Consider the following 17,514-nt stretch of genomic DNA (forward strand, 5'->3'; position numbering starts at 1 on the left):
TGCGTCTTCGGCCATGACTGGTCATAATGTTTGATTAGCCCAAATTACACGCCCGTCATCATAACGCTTGCTGCCTGGCGGTAAAGCGCGCTATAATTTGCGGCTTTTTCCGCCTCAGCACACTTTTTGGAAATATTATGGTCGTTATTCGTTTAGCTCGTGGAGGCGCCAAGAAGCGCCCGTTCTTCAACATCGTCGCTACTGACTCGCGCAATCGCCGCGATGGTCGCTTCATTGAGCGTATCGGTTTTTACAACCCGATGGCGCAAGGTGGCGAAGTTCCACTGCGTATCACCGCAGACCGTCTGGCCTACTGGCAAGGCGTTGGCGCACAATTGTCGCCAACCGTTGCTCGCCTGGTAGCTAGCAACAACAAAGCAGCAGCTTAATTAGATCACTGGTTTGACGGTCAAGACTGCATCCGGGGTGAAAGTCCCCGATGACCTGGTACAGGTAGGCTATGTCTCCGGTGCTTATGGCATTGCTGGCGGGGTCAGGATCACTCCTTTCTCCGACGACGCGGATGCATTATTAAGCGTCAAAACCTGGTGGTTTGATAAACCGACCTTGCATGATGTTCAAGTCAGGCAAGCGAAGTTACACGGCGGCGACGTCGTGGCCCAGCTGGTGGGTGTGGTCGGGCGGGATGCCGCAGAAGCGCTGAAAGGCGTCTCTGTGCAAATTCCGCGTAGCCATTTCCCGACGCTGACGGCCGATGAATTTTATTGGTCCGATCTGATCGGACTGACAGTCGAGAATTTGCAAGGCGAGTGCCTCGGCACAGTGCACGACATGATGAGCAATGGTCCGCAGTCGATCTTGCGCGTCACGCCCGTCGCCACTGCCGATGAGACCGTTGAAAAGGCGCCTGAGCGCCTGATCCCGTTTGTTGGCCAGTTTGTCATTAACGTTGACAAGACCGCCAACAAAATCACGGTCGACTGGGGCCTCGATTATTAAACCGCCTGCGCTTAACAATGCGCCGGGCAAACTTTGCAGGATGGTGAGCGATGCAATTTGATGTCGTGACCCTGTTCCCGGAAATGTTTGCCGCGCTGACGCAGTCGGGTGTGACCCGGCGTGCCTTCGAGCAGGGGAGATGTGGCTTGTCGCTGTGGAATCCCCGTGATTTCACCACCGACAATCACCGTACCGTGGATGACCGCCCGTATGGCGGCGGCCCCGGCATGGTGATGATGGCACGTCCCCTTGAAGCGACAATTAATGCCGCTAAGCAACGCCAGACCGATCTCGGCCTGGCGGCGCCCCGCGTGGTATTCATGTCGCCGCAAGGCCGTCCGTTGACGCATGAGCGCGTCACGCAACTGAAAGCCGAACCTGGTTTGGTGATCCTGTGTGGCCGTTATGAAGCCGTGGACCAGCGTTTGCTGGAGCGTTGCGTCGACGAAGAAATTAGTGTCGGCGACTTCGTCCTGTCGGGCGGTGAATTGCCTGCCATGGCGCTGATGGATGCGGTGATCCGCCTGTTGCCGGGTGTCTTGAACACCGAGGCATCGGCCATCGAGGACAGCTTCGTCAATGGCTTGCTCGATTCGCCGCACTACACGCGGCCGGAAACCTATGAAGGCATGGCCGTGCCGCCCGTCTTGATGGGTGGCAATCATGCCGAGATTGTCAAGTGGCGCCGCCAGCGCATGCTGGAAGCGACCGCGACAAAGCGGCCTGACCTGCTGCGCAGTGCGCGCGCCGCCGGCTTGCTCAGCAAGACCGACGAAAAATTCCTGGCCAGCCTGTAAACCGTTTTCGGACGGCAAGCAGGGTGGCTTTGTAGTGCCGGGCATGTTGCCCATATTGTGTTACCCATCCTCTACCGGGCGGATACTTGCTATCCACAGTGCGCCGGCATGATGGTTTTCGGAGTTATAAAAATGGACTTGATTCAACAATTAGAGCAGGAAGAAATTGCTCGTCTGGGTAAAACCATTCCTGAATTCGCACCAGGCGATACCGTTATCGTCAGCGTCAACGTAGTCGAAGGTACGCGCAAGCGCGCCCAGGCTTACGAAGGCGTCGTTATCTCCCGTCGTAACCGTGGCCTGAACTCGAACTTCATCGTTCGTAAGATCTCGTCCGGCGAAGGCGTTGAGCGTACGTTCCAACTGTACTCGCCGCTGATCGCTTCGATCGAAGTGAAACGCCGTGGTGATGTTCGCCGCGCCAAGCTGTACTATCTGCGTGAGCGTTCGGGTAAATCGGCGCGTATCAAAGAAAAATTGCCAAATCGCCGCGTTGTGGCGAAAGCAAGCGCGTAATATCAGCGTCTGCGTTGGGAAAAGGGGTGCCTCTCGGCGCCCTTTTTTTATTCTGAATTGCTAATGGGACAAGCTGCCATGGCCACCATCGCATTTGATCCAAAACAACTCGCCATCGATTCGATCGCCGGCGAGGCGGCGCTGGACGCCGTGCGCCTGACGCCCGCCTGGCTGCGTCAGCGCCTGGCCGAACAGCCTGACTGGCAGCCCGAGATTACCCAGGATTTTCTTTCCGCCCGCGCCGTGCCCGTGCGCGCCGCCGTGCTCATTCCCCTCGTGCAACGGCCGCAAGGCTTGACCATCTTGCTTACCATGCGCACGGACCACCTGAGCAGCCATGCGGGCCAGGTCAGCTTTCCCGGCGGGCGCAGCGAAGCCTTCGATGCGTCGCCCATCGCCACGGCCTTGCGCGAAACGGAAGAAGAAGTGGGCCTGGCGCGCGAACACATCGAAGTGCTGGGCTGCCTGCCCGACTACCTGACGGGCACTGGCTACCAGGTCACGCCCGTGGCGGGCCTGGTGACGCCACCGTTCGAGCTGCGCGCCGACCCGTCCGAAGTGGCGGAAATCTTCGAAGTGCCGCTGGCCTTTCTCATGGATGGCCTCAACCACCAGCGCCTGTCGGTGGAATTGCCCGGCGGACGGCGCTCGTTCTACGCCATGCCCTACGAGCGCTTCTACATTTGGGGCGCCACCGCCGGCATGCTGCGCAATCTGTTTCACCTCTTGCGCGCGTAAAATGGCGCCGTGCACGTAATAAGTTTGATTCCAGCACTGCACTGCGCTATCGTAGCGGGCATTGCGGTATTGCTGAAAAAGACAAAAAGGACGTTTGATGACATTTCTCTCCATACTTTGCGCATTGCTGATCGAGCAGCTCAAACCTTTGCGCGCGGACAACCCGATCTACGCCGAAATCAAGAGCCTGGCAATGCGCATGGAGACCTGGTTCAATGCCGGCCACGCCAACCATGGCCGCATGGGCTGGTTCCTCATGATCGGCGTGCTGATGGTGCCGACGGCAGGCGTGTACTGGCTCTTGCAGCATTATCAGCTGAGCCTGCTGGCTTTTGCCTGGAACGTCCTCATCGTCTACCTGACCCTGGGTTTTCGCCATTACAGCCACTACTTCACCTCGATCCAGCTCGCTCTGAGTGCCGGCGACGAAGCGACCGCGCGTACCTTGCTGACCGACTGGACCAAGCTCGATACGGTGGGCATGGAAGCGAGTGAAATCGCCCGCATCGCCGTGGAAAAAGCCCTGATTACCACGCATCGCAATGTATTTGGCGTCTTTTTCTGGTTCCTGATGCCGCTGGGTCCTGCCTGCGCCGTGATGTACCGCGTGGCCGAATACCTGGCGCGCGCCTGGAACGAACCCGAGCACATGCGCAATGAAGCGTTCGGCCAGTTCGCCGCGCGCGCCTTTTACTGGATCGACTGGATCCCCGTGCGCCTGACGGCCGTGGCGTTTGCCGTGGTCGGCAATTTCGAAGATGCCATCTACGCCTGGCGCAATTTCGCCCAGCGCTGGCAGGACGAGGCCATCGGCATCATCCTGACGGCTGGCGGCGGCGCCATGGGTGTACGCCTGGGCACGCCAGCGGAAACGGCGGCGCGTGTGCTGGTGACTCCCGACATGGCCGTCGATGACAGCGACAGCGAAAGCGATATCCTGCCTGGCGAAGAGCCGGGCCCGCGCGCCTTGCAGAGCACGGTCGGCCTGGTCTGGCGCGCCTTGCTGCTGTGGATGCTGTTGCTGCTGTTGATGTCGGGCGCCGTTTTCCTCGGCTGATGCGGGCGCACACGCGCCATCCATGCGCCTCGCGCGTGGAACAAGGTTAAAATAGGGGCTGGCGCGCAAGGCGTGCCGGCCCCTGTTTGCATAGTCAGGGCAGATCGAGGTAGAACCCAAGTCTTCTATAAGATATAATACTGGCTTACCGCAGCAAACGTAGTTGAATTACCAGCCCGGCTTACCCGCCGGGGCCATTCACGCAATCCAGTCCCGACAAGCCACATGGCCGAGTTATCTCAAAAAACAGGGGAACTCTCAGACGAGTTCTTCATCCTTGGTCTCACCAGCAATGGCAAGCAATTCCGACCCAGCGATTGGGCCGAGCGCCTTTGTGGAGTGATGTCCTGTTTCAATCCCGAAGGTGGCGGGCGCAATGCGCACCTCCAGTATTCGCCCTACGTGCGCCCGACCGTCGTCAATGGCGTCAAGTCGGTGGTGGTCAACACGAAGTTGCGCGAGATCGAGCCGATGGCGTTTCACTTCGTGCGCGAATTTGCCAAGGATAACGACTTGCAAATCGTCGAAGCCTGCTTCCTGCCGCCCCCCGAAGAAAAGTAAGACCCGTTTCATTTGATCTGGCGCAAAGCCCGCCACGGCCGTGCGGCGTAGCGTGGACACTCTGCCTCAAACGCAGTGGCGACATGCATATCGGCGATATCTGCACCCTGCACGGCATGCATTGCGAGCGCGTCCCCATCGGCATCCTCACCGACCGCGACATCGTCATTTCCGTCATTGCCTTGGGCCTCGCCGCCGCCATCCTGCTGATGGGTGACATCATGAGCGCGCAGCTGCTCACGGCCAGCGAAGACGAAGACGCCTATGACATCATCGAACGTAGGCGTGTCAACGGCATCCGCCGCCTCCCCGTGCTCAACAGCCTGGATGCGCTCTCCGGCGGCGTCAGCATCGACGATCTGCCGGCCTTCCTGGCGCAAGAAATGGTCGAGTTGGCGCGCTTCAGCGGCGGCCAGCTGGTGCATGAAGAGCGCACCCGCGAATAAGTCCGCATTGCGCAATGTCAGTTAAATCATCAATGGCAGTATTGCCGTGCCTATATCGGCGCGATGCAGACATATATATTGCACTGCAATAAGTGGTTTTATCTGGTATTGGTGAAATGGGACGCTTGGTATTAATTGGTACTTAATTCGGCCACGAAGTCATACATATCGCCGCGGAAATAGGAACGGCAAAATTCCACCGCGCGGCCATCGCGCAAAAAGCCCAGTCTTTCCACCGACAAGCCCGCATCACCTTCCTCCGCCTGCAACAGGCTGGCCTGTTCCCCCGTCAGCAAAAGCGCGCTGAGGCGCTGCAAGGCGCGCACGGGCCGGTTGCCCGCCTGTTCCAGCGCGTCATACATGGACACGTCGACGGCGTCGAGCGCCGGCAGGCAGCTGGCGACGATGGTCGCGTACTCCAGGCACATCGGTATCTCGTCCGCATAGCGGATGCGGTGAAAGCGGTATACGGGCGCGCCCGGCGACAGCCGCAGGCGCAGGGCCTCTTCCGGCGTGACGGTTCCCTCTGCGCGCTTGAGCCACACGCTGCGGGGCGTGCGTCCGCGCGCCCGCATGTCCTCGGAAAACGAAGTCAGCTTGGCGAAGTTTTTCTCGATGCGCGTATTGATGAAATTGCCCGAGCCGGGGCGCCGCACCAGCAAGCCCTCGTTGACGAGGCCATCGATGGCCTTGCGTACGGTGATGCGCGAGACGGACAGGTCGCTGGCCAGCTGGCGCTCGGCCGGCAAGGCTTCCTCGGGGCCGAGGATGCGCTTGTCGATCGCTTCGCGCAGCGCGCGCTGCAGTTGCTGGTACAGGGGCAGGCTACTCGTCTGCCCCAGGCCTTGCATGATGTGTGCCAGGGTTGTCATACGCTGAGGGTCTCCGTTACGGCGCGTTGCAGACGCGCTCTGTATCTGTTTTGTGTCGCTGGATAATACCAAAAAAGGCCGTTATAAAACCAATTTGAATTGTCAGGCCAGCAATTTATGCCAGGCTTCTCTGGTATTTAGCCCGTTCATACGGGCTACAGATTGATTTAGATAAAGTGGTCTGTGTGATTCAAACAACGTTATAAAAAAAAAGTTGCAACTGGTAGTGTTCTGGTATTGGATAGTAGTATATTGGCGTTGAATTGGTTTTGTAAGTGGTTGTGCCGAAGGGTCTGCAGCATGCCGCGAGAGTGGCCGGGCTGGAAAGAAGACCTACGTTAAAAATGAAAAGGGTCCAATCCTGGAGCCTAAATCAAGGGGGAGTACATGAAACGCAATTTGACACCTGCAGCTGCCGTCGTGAAATCCGGTTCGCGTAGCCGTACGCCGATCGCTGCTGCCGTTGCCGTAATGGTCGCCGGTCTGGCTTTTTCGGCACAGGCGCAGGAAGCACCCGCCGACGACGTGTCCACCGTAGTGACGGTGACCGGCGTGCGTGCCTCGCTGGAAAAATCGCTGAAGCAAAAACGTAATGCGGATTCCGTGGTGGAAGTGGTCACCGCCGAAGATATCGGCAAGATGCCAGACCGTAACGTGGCTGACGCGATCCAGCGCCTGCCAGGTGTAAATACCCAATCGTCTGCCGGTGGCGAAGGCGGCTTCGGCGAAAACGACCGCGTCAGCCTGCGCGGCACCAGCCCCAGCTTGCAGCAAACCCTGTTCAATGGCCACGCCATCAGCACGGGCGACTGGTTCGTGCTGAACCAGTTCGGTGGCAACGTCGGCCGCAGCAGCAGCTTCTCCCTGCTGCCATCGGAGCTGGTGAGCTCGGTCGTCGTGCGGAAGAGTGCTACAGCCGATCTGGTGGAAGGTGGCGTGTCCGGTGCTATCGACGTGATCACCCGTCGCCCGCTGGAGTTCAAGAACAAACTTACCGCCGAAGGCTCCATTCAGGCCAACTACAATGACCTGTCGGAGAAAACCCAGCCGCAATTCTCCGGTATGGTGAACTGGAAAAATGACGACAATACGTTGGGGATCATGGTTCAGGGTTTCTCGCAAAAGTCGCAAGTGCGTCGTGATGGCCAGGAAATCCTCGGTTACACGGCAATTGCCGCTGACAAGGCTGCTGCGAAGACGCACCCGGACCTGGTGGGAGTACTGGCTCCTACCTTCATAGGCGCGAGTTTCTTCGAGCAAAAGAAAACCCGTGAGGGTGGTGCTTTTGATATCGAATTCAAGCCGAACAAGGATCTGACGCTGGATTTGAATGGCTTCTATTCGCAATTGAAGGCGCCGCATTCGAACACCAACCATTTGGCCGCGCCGAGTGGCTCGATTAACGCGGGGATGGTACCGACGTCCTACACGGTGCGCAATAATACGCTCGTGGCGGCGAACTTCACGCAGAATGCTGGCGAGGTCGATAATATTTATCGTCCGGACGCAGGCGGCGAAACGTACTATTTGGATTTCAACTTCAAGTACCGTGCCAGCAAGGACCTGACCTTCACAGGCAAGTTAGGCAAGACCCACGGCGTGGGCTACGACCGTGATGATGTGTACTACCAAAACAAGGTCGATGGCGGCATGAACTATGCGCTAAATGGCATGAGTCCGGCAACCGTCGCCTACCCAGGCGGTACGACTACCGCGCCATTGGGCACGGCATGGATCGGTGGCGGGGAATCGCAGTCGGTCGACAAGGAACTGTATACCCAGATCGATGGCGAATTACGCCTGTCGAACGGTATATGGGATTCCATTAAGTTTGGTGCACGCTTCACTGACCATAAACGTACCGCCGAGCATCCGTTTGAAACGGGTCCTGGCGCGACAGGATTGGCCAGTGCCGGCCCCATCTGGAACGGTACGCAATATCCGGGTAATTTCGCCTCTAACCTGGGCGGAAATTTGCCTACCAACTATTTCCGCTATGCCGGTGATGCCTTGGCAAAATGGGCGGCGATTCCTGGTAACCGCAATCCCGATCGCGTAGCGCGCCACAACTGGCGTGATGAATTCAAACTGCAGGAAAAAACCCAGGCAGTCTACGGTATGGCCAATTTGGCGGGCGATAACTGGAGCGGTAACTTCGGCGTGCGTGCAGTCCATACCAAGCAGTCCACTACTGTCAATTCCAGTGGCGGTCCGATCACAGGTTCCGCTTTCGGCGCATACTCGCAAAATACCTATGACCGCAGCTATAACGACTTCTTGCCTAGCGCCAACATCAAGTTTGATGTCAGCCGCGATCTCGTTGTGCGCGGCGCATTGGCCAAGACTATAGCGCGTCCTGACTATAGCGCGTTGGGCGGCGCCGTATCGCTGAATGAGGATTCCCTGAGCGGTACCAAGGGCAACATCAACCTCAATCCTGTGCGTTCGAACAATGCCGAAGTCAGCGCCGAGTGGTATTTCGCGCCAAAATCGGCGGTATCTGCCGGTATTTTCTACATGGATTTGAATTCGATCGTGGCGCAGCGTAACGTCAACGCTACCTATTTTAATACCAAGGTCGGTGCTGAGAGGGTGTTCCAAGTTACTGAGTCCTATAACACCAAGGGCAAGAACAAGGGTATCGAGTTGAGCTATCAGCAGCCGGTGCTGGGTGATTTCGGTATATTGGCCAACTACACCTACGCCGATGGTAAGCTGAACGATGGCAGCGAATTGTTGAACGCGTCGAAAAACACCTATAACCTGACCGCTTTCTACGAAGCACACGGTTTTAGCGCGCGCCTGGCTTACAACTATCGTTCGGCTTACAAGGCGGGCGTGGATCGTGGCGCCAGCCAGCACGTCGATGACAGCAGCACCCTGGCAGGTTCGCTTAACTACAAGATCAATGAGAACTTCACGATCACGTTCGATGCGCTTAACCTGACCAACGAAACCATCAAGATGTACGCTGAAAACAAGGATCAGCCACGCGCTTTCTATAGCAACGGCCGTACTTTCTACCTGGGCTTGCGCGGCAAGCTGTAAGCAAGACGATCCGGCCTGATGCGTCCGCGTCAGGCCAGGTCTTCCTCGGTCTTTCAAGCAAGTTCCTGCTTCAGGGGCTTGCTTTTTTTTTGCGCTCACCGGTAGGGTGGCTTCTGTCTTGTTCATGCCAGGGCTGTCGCCGCCGGTCGCCAGCATGGCTTGCGCCCGCGAAGCTTGTATCCGGCGGCGTAAGGGTTTTTGCCGCCTCCTTGCCGCAAGCAGGAAGGCGGTTTTTCTCATTTGGAATTGTTTGATCATGACTATTGCACCTCAACGCTACCTCGCCCTCGACGTCCTGCGCGGCTTGACCGTGGCCCTGATGATCGTCGTCAATACGCCCGGCGACTGGGGCAGCGTGTATGCGCCGTTGCTGCATGCCGAATGGCATGGATTTACCGTGACGGACCTGGTCTTCCCCAGTTTTTTGTTTGTCGTCGGTAATGCGCTGGCTTTTGCGTTGGGGAAATATGAGCATCTGGGCCATGGCGCCGTGCTGGCCAAGTTGTGCAAGCGCAGCGCGCTGATCTTTTTACTGGGATTCCTGCTGTACTGGTTCCCTTTCTTCAAGCTCGACGATGCGGGCCAGTTCGCCTGGTCGCCCCTGTCGCACACGCGCATCCCCGGCGTGCTGCAGCGCATCGCCGTGTGCTACCTGGCCGCCGCCCTGGTCCTGCATTACTGGAAGACCCGGGGCGCGCTGGTCTTCAGCGCCTGCGCCTTGCTCGGCTACTGGGCCATCCTGGCATGCTTTGGCGACTACAGCCTGCACGGCAATGCGCCGGCCAAGCTGGATCTGATCTTGCTGGGTGACAGCCATTTGTACCACGGCGAAGGCATCGCCTTCGATCCGGAAGGTATCCTCGGCACCTTGCCGGCCATCGTCAATGTCATCGCCGGCTACCTGGCGGGCAGTTTCCTGCGCCAGACGGCGCCGGCGCAGCTGCGCTACAGCCTGGTACAACTGGCCGTGGTCGGCGCCATTTGCGTGGCCGTGGCCCTGTGCTGGAACGCGGTGTTCCCGATCAACAAGAAGCTGTGGACCAGCTCTTACGTGATGCTGGGCATCGGCCTGGACTTGCTGCTGCTGGCGTTGCTGATGTTCATCATCGACGTGCGCAAGATCACGGGCTGGACGTATTTTTTTGAAGTCTTCGGCAAGAACACCCTGTTCATCTACCTGGTGTCGGAAGTGCTGGTGATCATCGCCTTTACCGTGCGCATCGGCGGCGGCACGCTGTACCAGTGGCTGTACCAGCAGTGGTTTACGGGCTGGGCGCCGGCGCGCGTGGGATCCTTGCTGTTTGGCGTCAGTTTCATGCTGCTGTGCTGGCTGATCGCCTACGGCATGGACAAGCGCAAGATCTATATCAAGGTCTGACACTTCACGTCAGCCCATGCCGCGTGGACAGGGCAGAGGTGCGCATCCGTGGGCCGAAGGATGCAAGGTCGAAAAAAAAGCAGCCCCGGCCTGAGCCGGGAACTGCCTTGCACATGCTTGAGGAAGCGGGAATTACTGTGCCGCTGCTGCCGGCGCTGCCGCTGCGGTGGCAGGGCGGTTCAGCCACAGGATCCAGTAACGGGCCAGGTCGCTCACGCCGTCGCTGCCCTTGACCGTTTCCAGTACCTTGATGGCGTCGTCTTTCTTGCCGGCCATGGCGTAGGAATAGCCTAGGCGCAGTTTGGCGTCTTCAGCACGTTTCAGGCCGCCCTTGGCGATGCCTTTCTGGATCAGGTCGATACCTTTGTCGAACTGGTCCATCGTCACGAAGGCGTAGCCCAGGTTGATCAAGCCCGTGCCATCCTTGCTCTTCATGGCCGACGCTTCGCCGCTGGCGATGTTTTTCACATCGTCGGCGGCCGCCTTGTTGGCCTGGTCGCGCAGTTTCTTGTGCTTGGCAGCATTCGCTCCCGTGCCCAGCACGCCTTTGGCAAAGCCCGCGTCGAGGACTTTTTTCGCTTCCGTCGGGAAGGCGTTTTGCAAGGCGATTTCAGCCATGTCGCTGTAGTCCTGAGGCGGCATGGTGCCGACGGCCTGGTATTGCAGGCGCAGCACGTCCAGCGCGAAGCGGTCCGAATAACCGGCCTTGCCCTGCAGACGGCCCAGCAGATCGCTCCAGTAGTCGTCCGACGGGTAGTAGCGCACCAGGTTTTCCATGGCGATCAGGTAGGTGGCCGGATCCTTGCTTTTCGATCCCGTGTTGGCCAGCAATTGCAACTCTTCGATGTTCGGCGTCTTGCCCGCTTGCTGCTTGGCCGTCACGTCGGCCAGCAATTCCTGCTTGGCGCGCGCGAAATCGTTGCTGAAGTAATAGGCGCGGATGATGTAGGGACGCACGGTGGCCACGTCGCCTGTTGCTGTCTGGTAACGGGTGAACCATTTGATGGCGTTCGGGTAATCCTTGGCGTTGTAGTGATAGTTCGCCAGGGCCTGGATGAAGTCGCCTTCCGATTTTTTATCCAGCTTGCCCGATTCAATCACCGCTTCCAGCGCCGTCATGGCCATCGGTGCATTGTTGGTGGTCGAGGCCAGCGCCACGCGCAGGCGGTTCAGCACGAACAATTCGTAGGGCGTCAGGGCGGGAATGGCGGCAGCCTGGTCGATGCGGCTTTGCACGTCGGCGTAGTTTTTGGCATCCATCGATGCCTTCACTGCCGTCGGATCGAGCAGCTTGAATACTTCAGGACGCACCGTGTCTGCGGGCACGGCGGCGGGCGCACCAGCAGCGGCTGGCTTGGCATCCTGTGCGTGCGACAGGGCTGGCAGGACATTCAGGCCGATGGCGGCCAGGAGCAGGCTAAGACGGGCAAGACGGAATTGGGACATGGGTTATCCTTCAATCAATAACAAAAATACGCACCGGCACTGGCAGCCGCAACATCGGGTAGTAGCATCGCCAGAGGGGCAAGGAAGCTCGAAAAAACACACTCTGCCAGTCTGTCTGCATAAGTCAAACAGAAGCGGCATGATACAGAGCGGCTATTGTCACATAAACTGCTGGGCTGGTGCGGCAAACGTGTGCGCCAGTGCTTGCCCTTTGGCATCGAACAGCAGGCAGCGCTGCGGTGGCAGATGCAGGCGCATGGCGTCGCCCGCCTGGCGCAAGCCTTCCTCTGCCGGCAGCTTGACGGCCAGCATCTCGGCCAGCGTCCCGTCCACACCTGGCATGCTGGCGTAAACGATGGCCACGTCGCCCAGGTATTCGACATGGCTGACACTGGCCTCGATCACGTTGTTGTTCGCCATCTCGCCGTGCTGCAGGCTGATATGTTCGGCGCGCACGCCCAGGGTCAGCTGGTCGCCCGGCGCCACGCTTCCACCTTGCGCTACGACGTCGATCACAATGCCGCCGGGCAGGCGCACGGCCACCGAGCCGGGGCTGCTGGCAAAGGCTACGCAAGCGATGAAGTTCATCTTCGGCGCGCCGAGGAAGCCGGCTACGAACAGGTTGCCGGGATGGTTATACAGCGCGTGCGGACTGCCCACCTGCTCGATGCGCCCACCGTTGAAGACGACGATGCGCTCGCCCAGGGTCATCGCCTCGACCTGGTCGTGCGTGACGTAGATCATGGTGGTTTTCAATTCCTGGTGCAGGCGCGAGATTTCCACGCGCATCTGCACGCGCAAGGAGGCGTCGAGGTTCGACAGCGGTTCGTCGAACAGGAATACCTTGGGTTTGCGCACGATGGCGCGGCCGATGGCCACGCGCTGGCGCTGGCCGCCGGACAGGTCCTTCGGCTTGCGTTTCAATAGTGGCGTGATTTGCAGAATCTCGGCCGCGCGCTCGACGGCGGCGCGCACCTCGGCCTTCTTGTGTCCGGCAAGGGAGAGGGCGAAGGCCATGTTCTCGAACACCGTCATGTGCGGATACAGGGCGTAGCTCTGGAAGACCATGGCCAGGCCACGCTCGGCCGGCGCGATATCGTTGGCCAGCTTGCCGCCGATATGCAGCTCGCCATCCGTGATCTCTTCCAGCCCGGCGATCATGCGCAGCAGGGTCGATTTGCCGCAGCCGGACGGCCCCACGAACACGACGAATTCGCCGTCGCCGATATCGAGGTCGATGCCGTGGATGACCGGGTGCTTGTCGTCGTACAGCTTGACGATATTCTTTAATGCGATGTGTGCCATGGACTGTGCGATTCCTAGCTTGCGCTGGCCGGCGCGGACGTGGCGCCGGCGTCAGCCTGGTCGGAGGGGGCCTTGGGTCCGATGCGCATGAAGCGCGACAGAATCAATACGGGCACGGCCGACACCAGCACCCACAGGAAAAAGGTCTTGTAGCCGAGCGCCGTCTGGATATCGCCGCTGATCATCTTGAACAGCACGAAACCCAGCTGCATCACGCCGGTGGCGAACGCATAGTGGGCCGTCTGGTACTTGCCCACGGAGACCACCTGCATCATGAACAGGATCAGGCCGACGAAGCCGAAGCCATAGCCGAACATTTCCACGCTGAGCGCGGCCGTGATCAGGGTCAGATCGGTCGGCATGCTGTGGCTCAGGTAATAGAACACCAGGTTCGGCAAGTTCATGGCCAGGATCAGGAACAGCATGGCGCGTTTCAGGCCCAGCCAGGACGTGAAATAGCCGCCGCCTACGCTGCCCAGCAAAAAGGCGACAGTGCCGGCCGTGCCGTACACGGCGCCCACTTCCGTCGTCGACAGGCCCAGGCCGCCCAGCTCGCGCGCTTCGCGCAGGAACAGCGGGCCGATGGTCTGTACTTGCGCCTCGCCGGCGCGGAACAGGATGATGAAGGCGATCATGCCCCAGATGCCGGGCTTTTTCAGGAAGTCCGCCAGCACGTCCCACAGGGTGCGGCTGATGCCGGCCACGCTCTTGTCGGCCACGGCAGCATTGCGCACCTGCGGCAGGGCCCACAGGTGGTAGGCGGCCAGCGACAGCATCATGGCGCCTATGATCAGGAAGATCACCGACCATGCGGGCTTGATGCCGATTTTTTTCTCCAGGTAGCCGGCCAGGATCACCAGGCCGCCCAGCGAGATGAATTTGCCCGCATTGAAAAAGGCGCCTTGCCAGCCCGCGTAGGCAGCCTGCTGCTTGTCCGACAGGCTGGCGATATACAGGCCGTCGCAGACGATGTCGTGCGTGGACGAGGCCAGCGCGGCGACGAACAGCACGGCGATGCAGGCGGCGAACCACAGCGGCGTTTGCAGGGCCAGCGCGATCAGGCCCAGGCTCAGGCCACCGAGGAACTGGAACAGCACCACCATGGTCTTCTTGCTCGACGCCAGCTCCAGGAAGGGGCTCCACAGCGACTTGAAGACCCAGGCAAAGCCGATCAGGCCCGTCCAGCGGGCGATCTGGTCGTTCGGTACGCCCATGCTCTTGAACATCAGGCCGGCCACCAGGGCCACGGCGTAGAACGGCAGGCCCTGGGCGAAGTACAAGGTGGGCACCCAGGAAATCGGGCTGCGTGCTTTCTTGCTGATGCTGATGCGCTGGTCGTGCATGGAGGCTTCCTTATCGAGAGACGTTTTCATTTGACTGCGCCATCCATGCCGCGCATGAAGAAGCGTTGGGTAAACAGGAAGGCGAGCAGGGTTGGCACGATGGTGATCAGGGTGCCGGCCGCGATCACGCGCGTGCTGCTGCCGAAGGTGCCGCGCAAGTACAGCACGCCCACCGACAGGGGGAATTCATCGGGTTTGCTCATGACGATGGAGGGCCAGATGTATTCATTCCACGATTCGACGGCCGTCAGGATGCCGACCGTGGCCAGCCATGGCGTGATCAACGGCAGCATGATGCGGCTGAAGATGACCCACTCGGAGGCCCCGTCCACGCGCGCCGCGTCGATCAGGTCTTGCGGCACTTCCTCGAACGCCTGCTTGAGCAGCAAGATGGCCACGGCCGTCACCACGTTGGGCAGGATCACGCCCGTGTAGGTGTCGACCAGGCTCATTTGCGTGATGGTGATGAAGTTGACGAGGAAGTTCACCTCGGACGGCAGCACCAGGGTGGCCAGAATCAGGCCGAATACGAGTTTGCGGCCACGGAATTTCAGGCGCGCCAGCGGATACGCGGCCAGTGAGCAGAGCAGCAGTTTCCAGAACACGGTCAACACGGCGATCAGCACCGAGTTCTTGAAGAACGACCAGATGGGAATCGCGTTGAATACTTCGATGAAGTTGTCGAAGGACGGGGCCTTCGGCCAGAAAGTGGGCGGGAAGGCGAAGATATTGCCTTCCGTTGAGATGGCCGTCACCAGGGTCCACCAGAACGGGAAGACGCAGACGACGGCGATCGCGCACAGCACGGCATAGTGGCCGAGTATTTGCAGGCGTGTTTTCAGGGGGCGGGAGCGGGTTTTCATGATCATGCCCCTGTCAGCGGTGCTTCGGTTTCAGATAGCGCAGGCATAGCAGGGCGATGCCTATGCAGAACAGCGAGACGACGAAGCTGGCCGCCAGCGCGCGCGGCAGTTTCAAGTGTTTCAGGCCCTGATCGTAGGCGTAATACAGCGCCGTGAAGGTGGAATTCATCGGCCCGCCCTGCGTCAGCACGTCGACTTCCTGGTATGCCTTCAGGGCCGCCAGCACGGACAGGATGGAGCACAGCATGATGGTCGGGCGCAGCATCGGCACGGTGATTTTCCAGAAACGCTGCCAGCGGTTGGCACCATCGAGCATGGCCGCTTCCTGCATGTCCGACGGGATAGCTTGCAGGGCCGCCAGGTACATCACCATGTACCAGCCCAGGCCGCGCCACAGGGTGACGAACATCACGGCAAACAGGGCCAGGCTGTCGTTTGTCAGCCAGCCCACGGGCGCGTTCACGAGTTTCAGGGTCAGCATCACGTAGTTCAGCGCACCCTGTTCGTGGAACATGAAGCCCCACATGATGCCGACCACGGACACGGTGGTCACCACGGGCACGTAGAAGGCGGCGCGGAACAAACGGATGCCGGGCAGGCGGTTGTTGACCAGTACGGCCAGCACGATGGCGCCCACCTGCACGAAGGGCACCATCAGCAAAAACATCAGCGAGTTTTTCAGGCCCGAGACGAACATCTCGTTGTTGAAGATGTAGCGGAAGTTATCCAGGCCGACGAAGCGCGTCTCGCGTATCAGGCTGTAATCGGTGAAGGCCAGCACGGAGCCGTAGCCGACGGGCCAGAAGGAAAAGGCGGCCAGCAGCAGCAGGGCAGGGGCGAGGAACAGCCAGGCTTGCAGGGTATGGCGGTGGGCGAGTTTCATGCTGTCCTCAGTGGCGCGGCAGGGTGGCCAGCTTGCGGTTCCAGATGGCGACAGCCTGGTCCAGCGCCTGCTGCACATCCTGCTTGCCCGTCACGCCCGCCTCGACGGCTTTCACCAGCGAGCGGCGCAACTCGTCGTAATCGTCGATGCCGGCCACGTACAGGGTGCGCGAATGATGCATCGACAGGGCGCCGGCAGCCACCGCCTTTTCGGCCGCGCCCGCGTTTTTCGGCGTGGCGAGGAAGAACGGATCGGCCGCTGCTTTCACAGTGGTGGGGAAGACGCTGGCCTGTTTGGCGAAGGCCAGCTGGTTGTCGTCGTTTGTCAGGAAGCGCGCGAACTTGCCGATCGATGGCAGCTGGCGCGCCGGCACGCCTTTCGGAATGGCGAAGTGCACCAGCCAGCCGCCGTCGGCGATGCCGGTGGGGCCCAGCGGCGCGGGCGCCACGTCGGTGATGGCGTAGATGTCTTGCGCGTCGCCGCGGATGCGCTGCATGGCCGTCGGCGGCGCCAGCAGCATGCCCAGGCGGCCGCCCTTGTAGGCGTCGATCACGGCGGGAAAATTGTCTTCAGCGAACAGGCTTTCTTTCAACAAGCCACCGACCTTGTAGGTGTCGGCCAGTTTCTGCACCAGCGCCACGTGCTGCGGCGAATTGAAGACGGCGCGGTTGTCCTGGATCACAGCCAGGCCCTGCTGCATGAACAGGCCGTCGATTTTGGAGAGGGCGGGGGCGATGCCGGCCTTGCCCGTGCGCTGCGCGATCTGGCGCGCGTACGCCAGCTGTTCATCGAGGCTGGCGGGGCCGCGCGTGAGGCCTGCCTGCTTGAAAATGGCGGTATTGAAGGCGATCACCGCGACATTGCTGTACATGGGAAAACCGTAGGTGCGGCCCTTGAAACGCAGGTCGTCCAGGGCGCTGGGAATGTAGCTGGCGCGCGCTTCCGCGATCAGGCCATCGACGGGCGTGAGCAAGCCGTCGCGCGCAAATTCGTCGGCCCAGGGCACGTTCAGGCTGACCAGCGCGGGCGGCGTGCCAGCCACGATGCGCGTGACCAGCTTGGTCTGGATGACGTCCCACGGGAAGTCGATCCATTCGATCTTGACGCCGGGATTCTGCGCCTCATAGCGCGCCACCACCGCATTGAAATACGGCGTGAACTTGGGCTTCATGCTGAAGGTCCAGAATTCGATTTTCTCGGCAGCCCATGCCTGTGGCGCGAGCAGGCCCGCGCAGGCAAACACTGCCAACAGTCTCTTGATCATTATTATTATCCCGACCAGTGGCCCCGTAAGTGCCGGG

17 protein-coding genes are annotated in these 17,514 nt (G+C 59.9%); 10 read left to right on the top strand and 7 right to left on the bottom strand.

The window, feature by feature from the left end; all coding sequences use genetic code 11:
- The first annotated feature begins 137 nt into the window (after positions 1–137).
- From rpsP to ACQ4WS_RS03680, 8 genes are all read left to right on the top strand, one after another.
- Positions 138–389 carry a 30S ribosomal protein S16 gene (rpsP, locus tag ACQ4WS_RS03645; protein ID WP_010395524.1) on the top strand — a complete coding sequence of 84 codons (252 nt, stop codon included), beginning with the start codon at positions 138–140 and terminating at the stop codon, positions 387–389.
- Positions 390–402: 13 nt separating this feature from the next.
- Positions 403–960 carry a ribosome maturation factor RimM gene (gene rimM / locus ACQ4WS_RS03650; protein WP_257572951.1) on the top strand — a complete coding sequence of 186 codons (558 nt, stop codon included), beginning with the start codon at positions 403–405 and terminating at the stop codon, positions 958–960.
- Between the two features lie 50 nt (positions 961–1,010).
- Complete coding sequence (gene trmD, locus ACQ4WS_RS03655; RefSeq protein WP_436473753.1) at positions 1,011–1,757, top strand: tRNA (guanosine(37)-N1)-methyltransferase TrmD; 747 nt, start codon at positions 1,011–1,013, stop codon at positions 1,755–1,757.
- Positions 1,758–1,889: 132 nt separating this feature from the next.
- Positions 1,890–2,273: a 50S ribosomal protein L19 gene (gene rplS, locus ACQ4WS_RS03660; protein WP_010395528.1), complete on the top strand. Its 384-nt coding sequence runs from the start codon at positions 1,890–1,892 to the stop codon at positions 2,271–2,273.
- A gap of 78 nt (positions 2,274–2,351) precedes the next feature.
- On the top strand, positions 2,352–3,011 hold the full coding sequence (locus tag ACQ4WS_RS03665; RefSeq protein ID WP_436473755.1) for a CoA pyrophosphatase: 660 nt from the start codon (positions 2,352–2,354) through the stop codon (positions 3,009–3,011).
- A 97-nt stretch (positions 3,012–3,108) separates the two neighbouring features.
- Positions 3,109–4,068, top strand: coding sequence for a CobD/CbiB family protein (locus ACQ4WS_RS03670; protein ID WP_436473757.1), 960 nt, complete (start codon positions 3,109–3,111; stop codon positions 4,066–4,068).
- 225 nt (positions 4,069–4,293) lie between these two features.
- Complete coding sequence (locus ACQ4WS_RS03675) at positions 4,294–4,629, top strand: DUF3579 domain-containing protein (RefSeq protein WP_029496213.1); 336 nt, start codon at positions 4,294–4,296, stop codon at positions 4,627–4,629.
- A gap of 83 nt (positions 4,630–4,712) precedes the next feature.
- Entirely contained in the window at positions 4,713–5,075 is a 363-nt protein-coding gene (locus ACQ4WS_RS03680; RefSeq protein WP_436473759.1) for a CBS domain-containing protein, read from the top strand.
- A 131-nt stretch (positions 5,076–5,206) separates the two neighbouring features.
- On the opposite strand, the gene ACQ4WS_RS03685 is transcribed toward ACQ4WS_RS03680, so the two are convergent.
- Positions 5,207–5,947, bottom strand: a complete 741-nt coding sequence (locus tag ACQ4WS_RS03685) for a GntR family transcriptional regulator (RefSeq protein ID WP_035825427.1) — start codon at positions 5,945–5,947, stop codon at positions 5,207–5,209.
- A 387-nt stretch (positions 5,948–6,334) separates the two neighbouring features.
- Here ACQ4WS_RS03685 and ACQ4WS_RS03690 point away from each other — a divergent pair, with 387 nt between their 5' ends.
- Positions 6,335–8,995 carry a TonB-dependent receptor gene (locus ACQ4WS_RS03690; RefSeq protein WP_436473761.1) on the top strand — a complete coding sequence of 887 codons (2,661 nt, stop codon included), beginning with the start codon at positions 6,335–6,337 and terminating at the stop codon, positions 8,993–8,995.
- Positions 8,996–9,251: 256 nt separating this feature from the next.
- The gene (locus tag ACQ4WS_RS03695; protein WP_436473763.1) at positions 9,252–10,373 is read left to right on the top strand and encodes an acyltransferase family protein; all 1,122 of its coding nucleotides are present in this window, start codon (positions 9,252–9,254) and stop codon (positions 10,371–10,373) included.
- A 132-nt stretch (positions 10,374–10,505) separates the two neighbouring features.
- On the opposite strand, the gene ACQ4WS_RS03700 is transcribed toward ACQ4WS_RS03695, so the two are convergent.
- The 6 genes from ACQ4WS_RS03700 to ACQ4WS_RS03725 all read right to left on the bottom strand — a co-directional run bounded on the left by ACQ4WS_RS03700 (position 10,506) and on the right by ACQ4WS_RS03725 (position 17,477).
- Complete coding sequence (locus ACQ4WS_RS03700) at positions 10,506–11,819, bottom strand: tetratricopeptide repeat protein (RefSeq protein WP_436473765.1); 1,314 nt, start codon at positions 11,817–11,819, stop codon at positions 10,506–10,508.
- A gap of 159 nt (positions 11,820–11,978) precedes the next feature.
- Positions 11,979–13,124 (bottom strand): ABC transporter ATP-binding protein, encoded by a 1,146-nt coding sequence (locus tag ACQ4WS_RS03705; protein WP_436473766.1) that lies wholly within the window; start codon positions 13,122–13,124, stop codon positions 11,979–11,981.
- 14 nt (positions 13,125–13,138) lie between these two features.
- Positions 13,139–14,497 carry an MFS transporter gene (locus ACQ4WS_RS03710; RefSeq protein WP_436473768.1) on the bottom strand — a complete coding sequence of 453 codons (1,359 nt, stop codon included), beginning with the start codon at positions 14,495–14,497 and terminating at the stop codon, positions 13,139–13,141.
- Positions 14,494–15,330, bottom strand: a complete 837-nt coding sequence (locus tag ACQ4WS_RS03715) for a carbohydrate ABC transporter permease (RefSeq protein WP_436473770.1) — start codon at positions 15,328–15,330, stop codon at positions 14,494–14,496. Before ACQ4WS_RS03715 ends, ACQ4WS_RS03710 begins: the two co-directional genes overlap by 4 nt.
- A gap of 13 nt (positions 15,331–15,343) precedes the next feature.
- Positions 15,344–16,213, bottom strand: a complete 870-nt coding sequence (locus tag ACQ4WS_RS03720; protein WP_436473772.1) for a carbohydrate ABC transporter permease — start codon at positions 16,211–16,213, stop codon at positions 15,344–15,346.
- 7 nt (positions 16,214–16,220) lie between these two features.
- On the bottom strand, positions 16,221–17,477 hold the full coding sequence (locus ACQ4WS_RS03725; protein WP_436473774.1) for an ABC transporter substrate-binding protein: 1,257 nt from the start codon (positions 17,475–17,477) through the stop codon (positions 16,221–16,223).
- Between the last annotated feature and the right edge of the window lie 37 nt (positions 17,478–17,514).

It is taken from the genome of Janthinobacterium leeuwenhoeki (assembly GCF_051380795.1).
Classification (GTDB): domain Bacteria; phylum Pseudomonadota; class Gammaproteobacteria; order Burkholderiales; family Burkholderiaceae_D; genus Janthinobacterium.

What these genes read in the sequence shown, in the direction of transcription:
- ACQ4WS_RS03725 (WP_436473774.1), bottom strand. Translation starts at nt 17,477, where the DNA reads ATGATCAAGAGACTGTTGGCAGTGTTTGCCTGCGCGGGCCTGCTCGCG.
- ACQ4WS_RS03665 (WP_436473755.1), top strand. Translation starts at nt 2,352, where the DNA reads ATGGCCACCATCGCATTTGATCCAAAACAACTCGCCATCGATTCGATC.
- ACQ4WS_RS03695 (WP_436473763.1), top strand. Translation starts at nt 9,252, where the DNA reads ATGACTATTGCACCTCAACGCTACCTCGCCCTCGACGTCCTGCGCGGC.
- ACQ4WS_RS03720 (WP_436473772.1), bottom strand. Translation starts at nt 16,213, where the DNA reads ATGAAACTCGCCCACCGCCATACCCTGCAAGCCTGGCTGTTCCTCGCC.
- ACQ4WS_RS03705 (WP_436473766.1), bottom strand. Translation starts at nt 13,124, where the DNA reads ATGGCACACATCGCATTAAAGAATATCGTCAAGCTGTACGACGACAAG.
- rpsP (WP_010395524.1), top strand. Translation starts at nt 138, where the DNA reads ATGGTCGTTATTCGTTTAGCTCGTGGAGGCGCCAAGAAGCGCCCGTTC.
- ACQ4WS_RS03680 (WP_436473759.1), top strand. Translation starts at nt 4,713, where the DNA reads ATGCATATCGGCGATATCTGCACCCTGCACGGCATGCATTGCGAGCGC.
- ACQ4WS_RS03700 (WP_436473765.1), bottom strand. Translation starts at nt 11,819, where the DNA reads ATGTCCCAATTCCGTCTTGCCCGTCTTAGCCTGCTCCTGGCCGCCATC.
- ACQ4WS_RS03710 (WP_436473768.1), bottom strand. Translation starts at nt 14,497, where the DNA reads ATGAAAACGTCTCTCGATAAGGAAGCCTCCATGCACGACCAGCGCATC.
- ACQ4WS_RS03685 (WP_035825427.1), bottom strand. Translation starts at nt 5,947, where the DNA reads ATGACAACCCTGGCACACATCATGCAAGGCCTGGGGCAGACGAGTAGC.
- ACQ4WS_RS03715 (WP_436473770.1), bottom strand. Translation starts at nt 15,330, where the DNA reads ATGAAAACCCGCTCCCGCCCCCTGAAAACACGCCTGCAAATACTCGGC.
- ACQ4WS_RS03670 (WP_436473757.1), top strand. Translation starts at nt 3,109, where the DNA reads ATGACATTTCTCTCCATACTTTGCGCATTGCTGATCGAGCAGCTCAAA.
- ACQ4WS_RS03690 (WP_436473761.1), top strand. Translation starts at nt 6,335, where the DNA reads ATGAAACGCAATTTGACACCTGCAGCTGCCGTCGTGAAATCCGGTTCG.
- rplS (WP_010395528.1), top strand. Translation starts at nt 1,890, where the DNA reads ATGGACTTGATTCAACAATTAGAGCAGGAAGAAATTGCTCGTCTGGGT.
- trmD (WP_436473753.1), top strand. Translation starts at nt 1,011, where the DNA reads ATGCAATTTGATGTCGTGACCCTGTTCCCGGAAATGTTTGCCGCGCTG.
- ACQ4WS_RS03675 (WP_029496213.1), top strand. Translation starts at nt 4,294, where the DNA reads ATGGCCGAGTTATCTCAAAAAACAGGGGAACTCTCAGACGAGTTCTTC.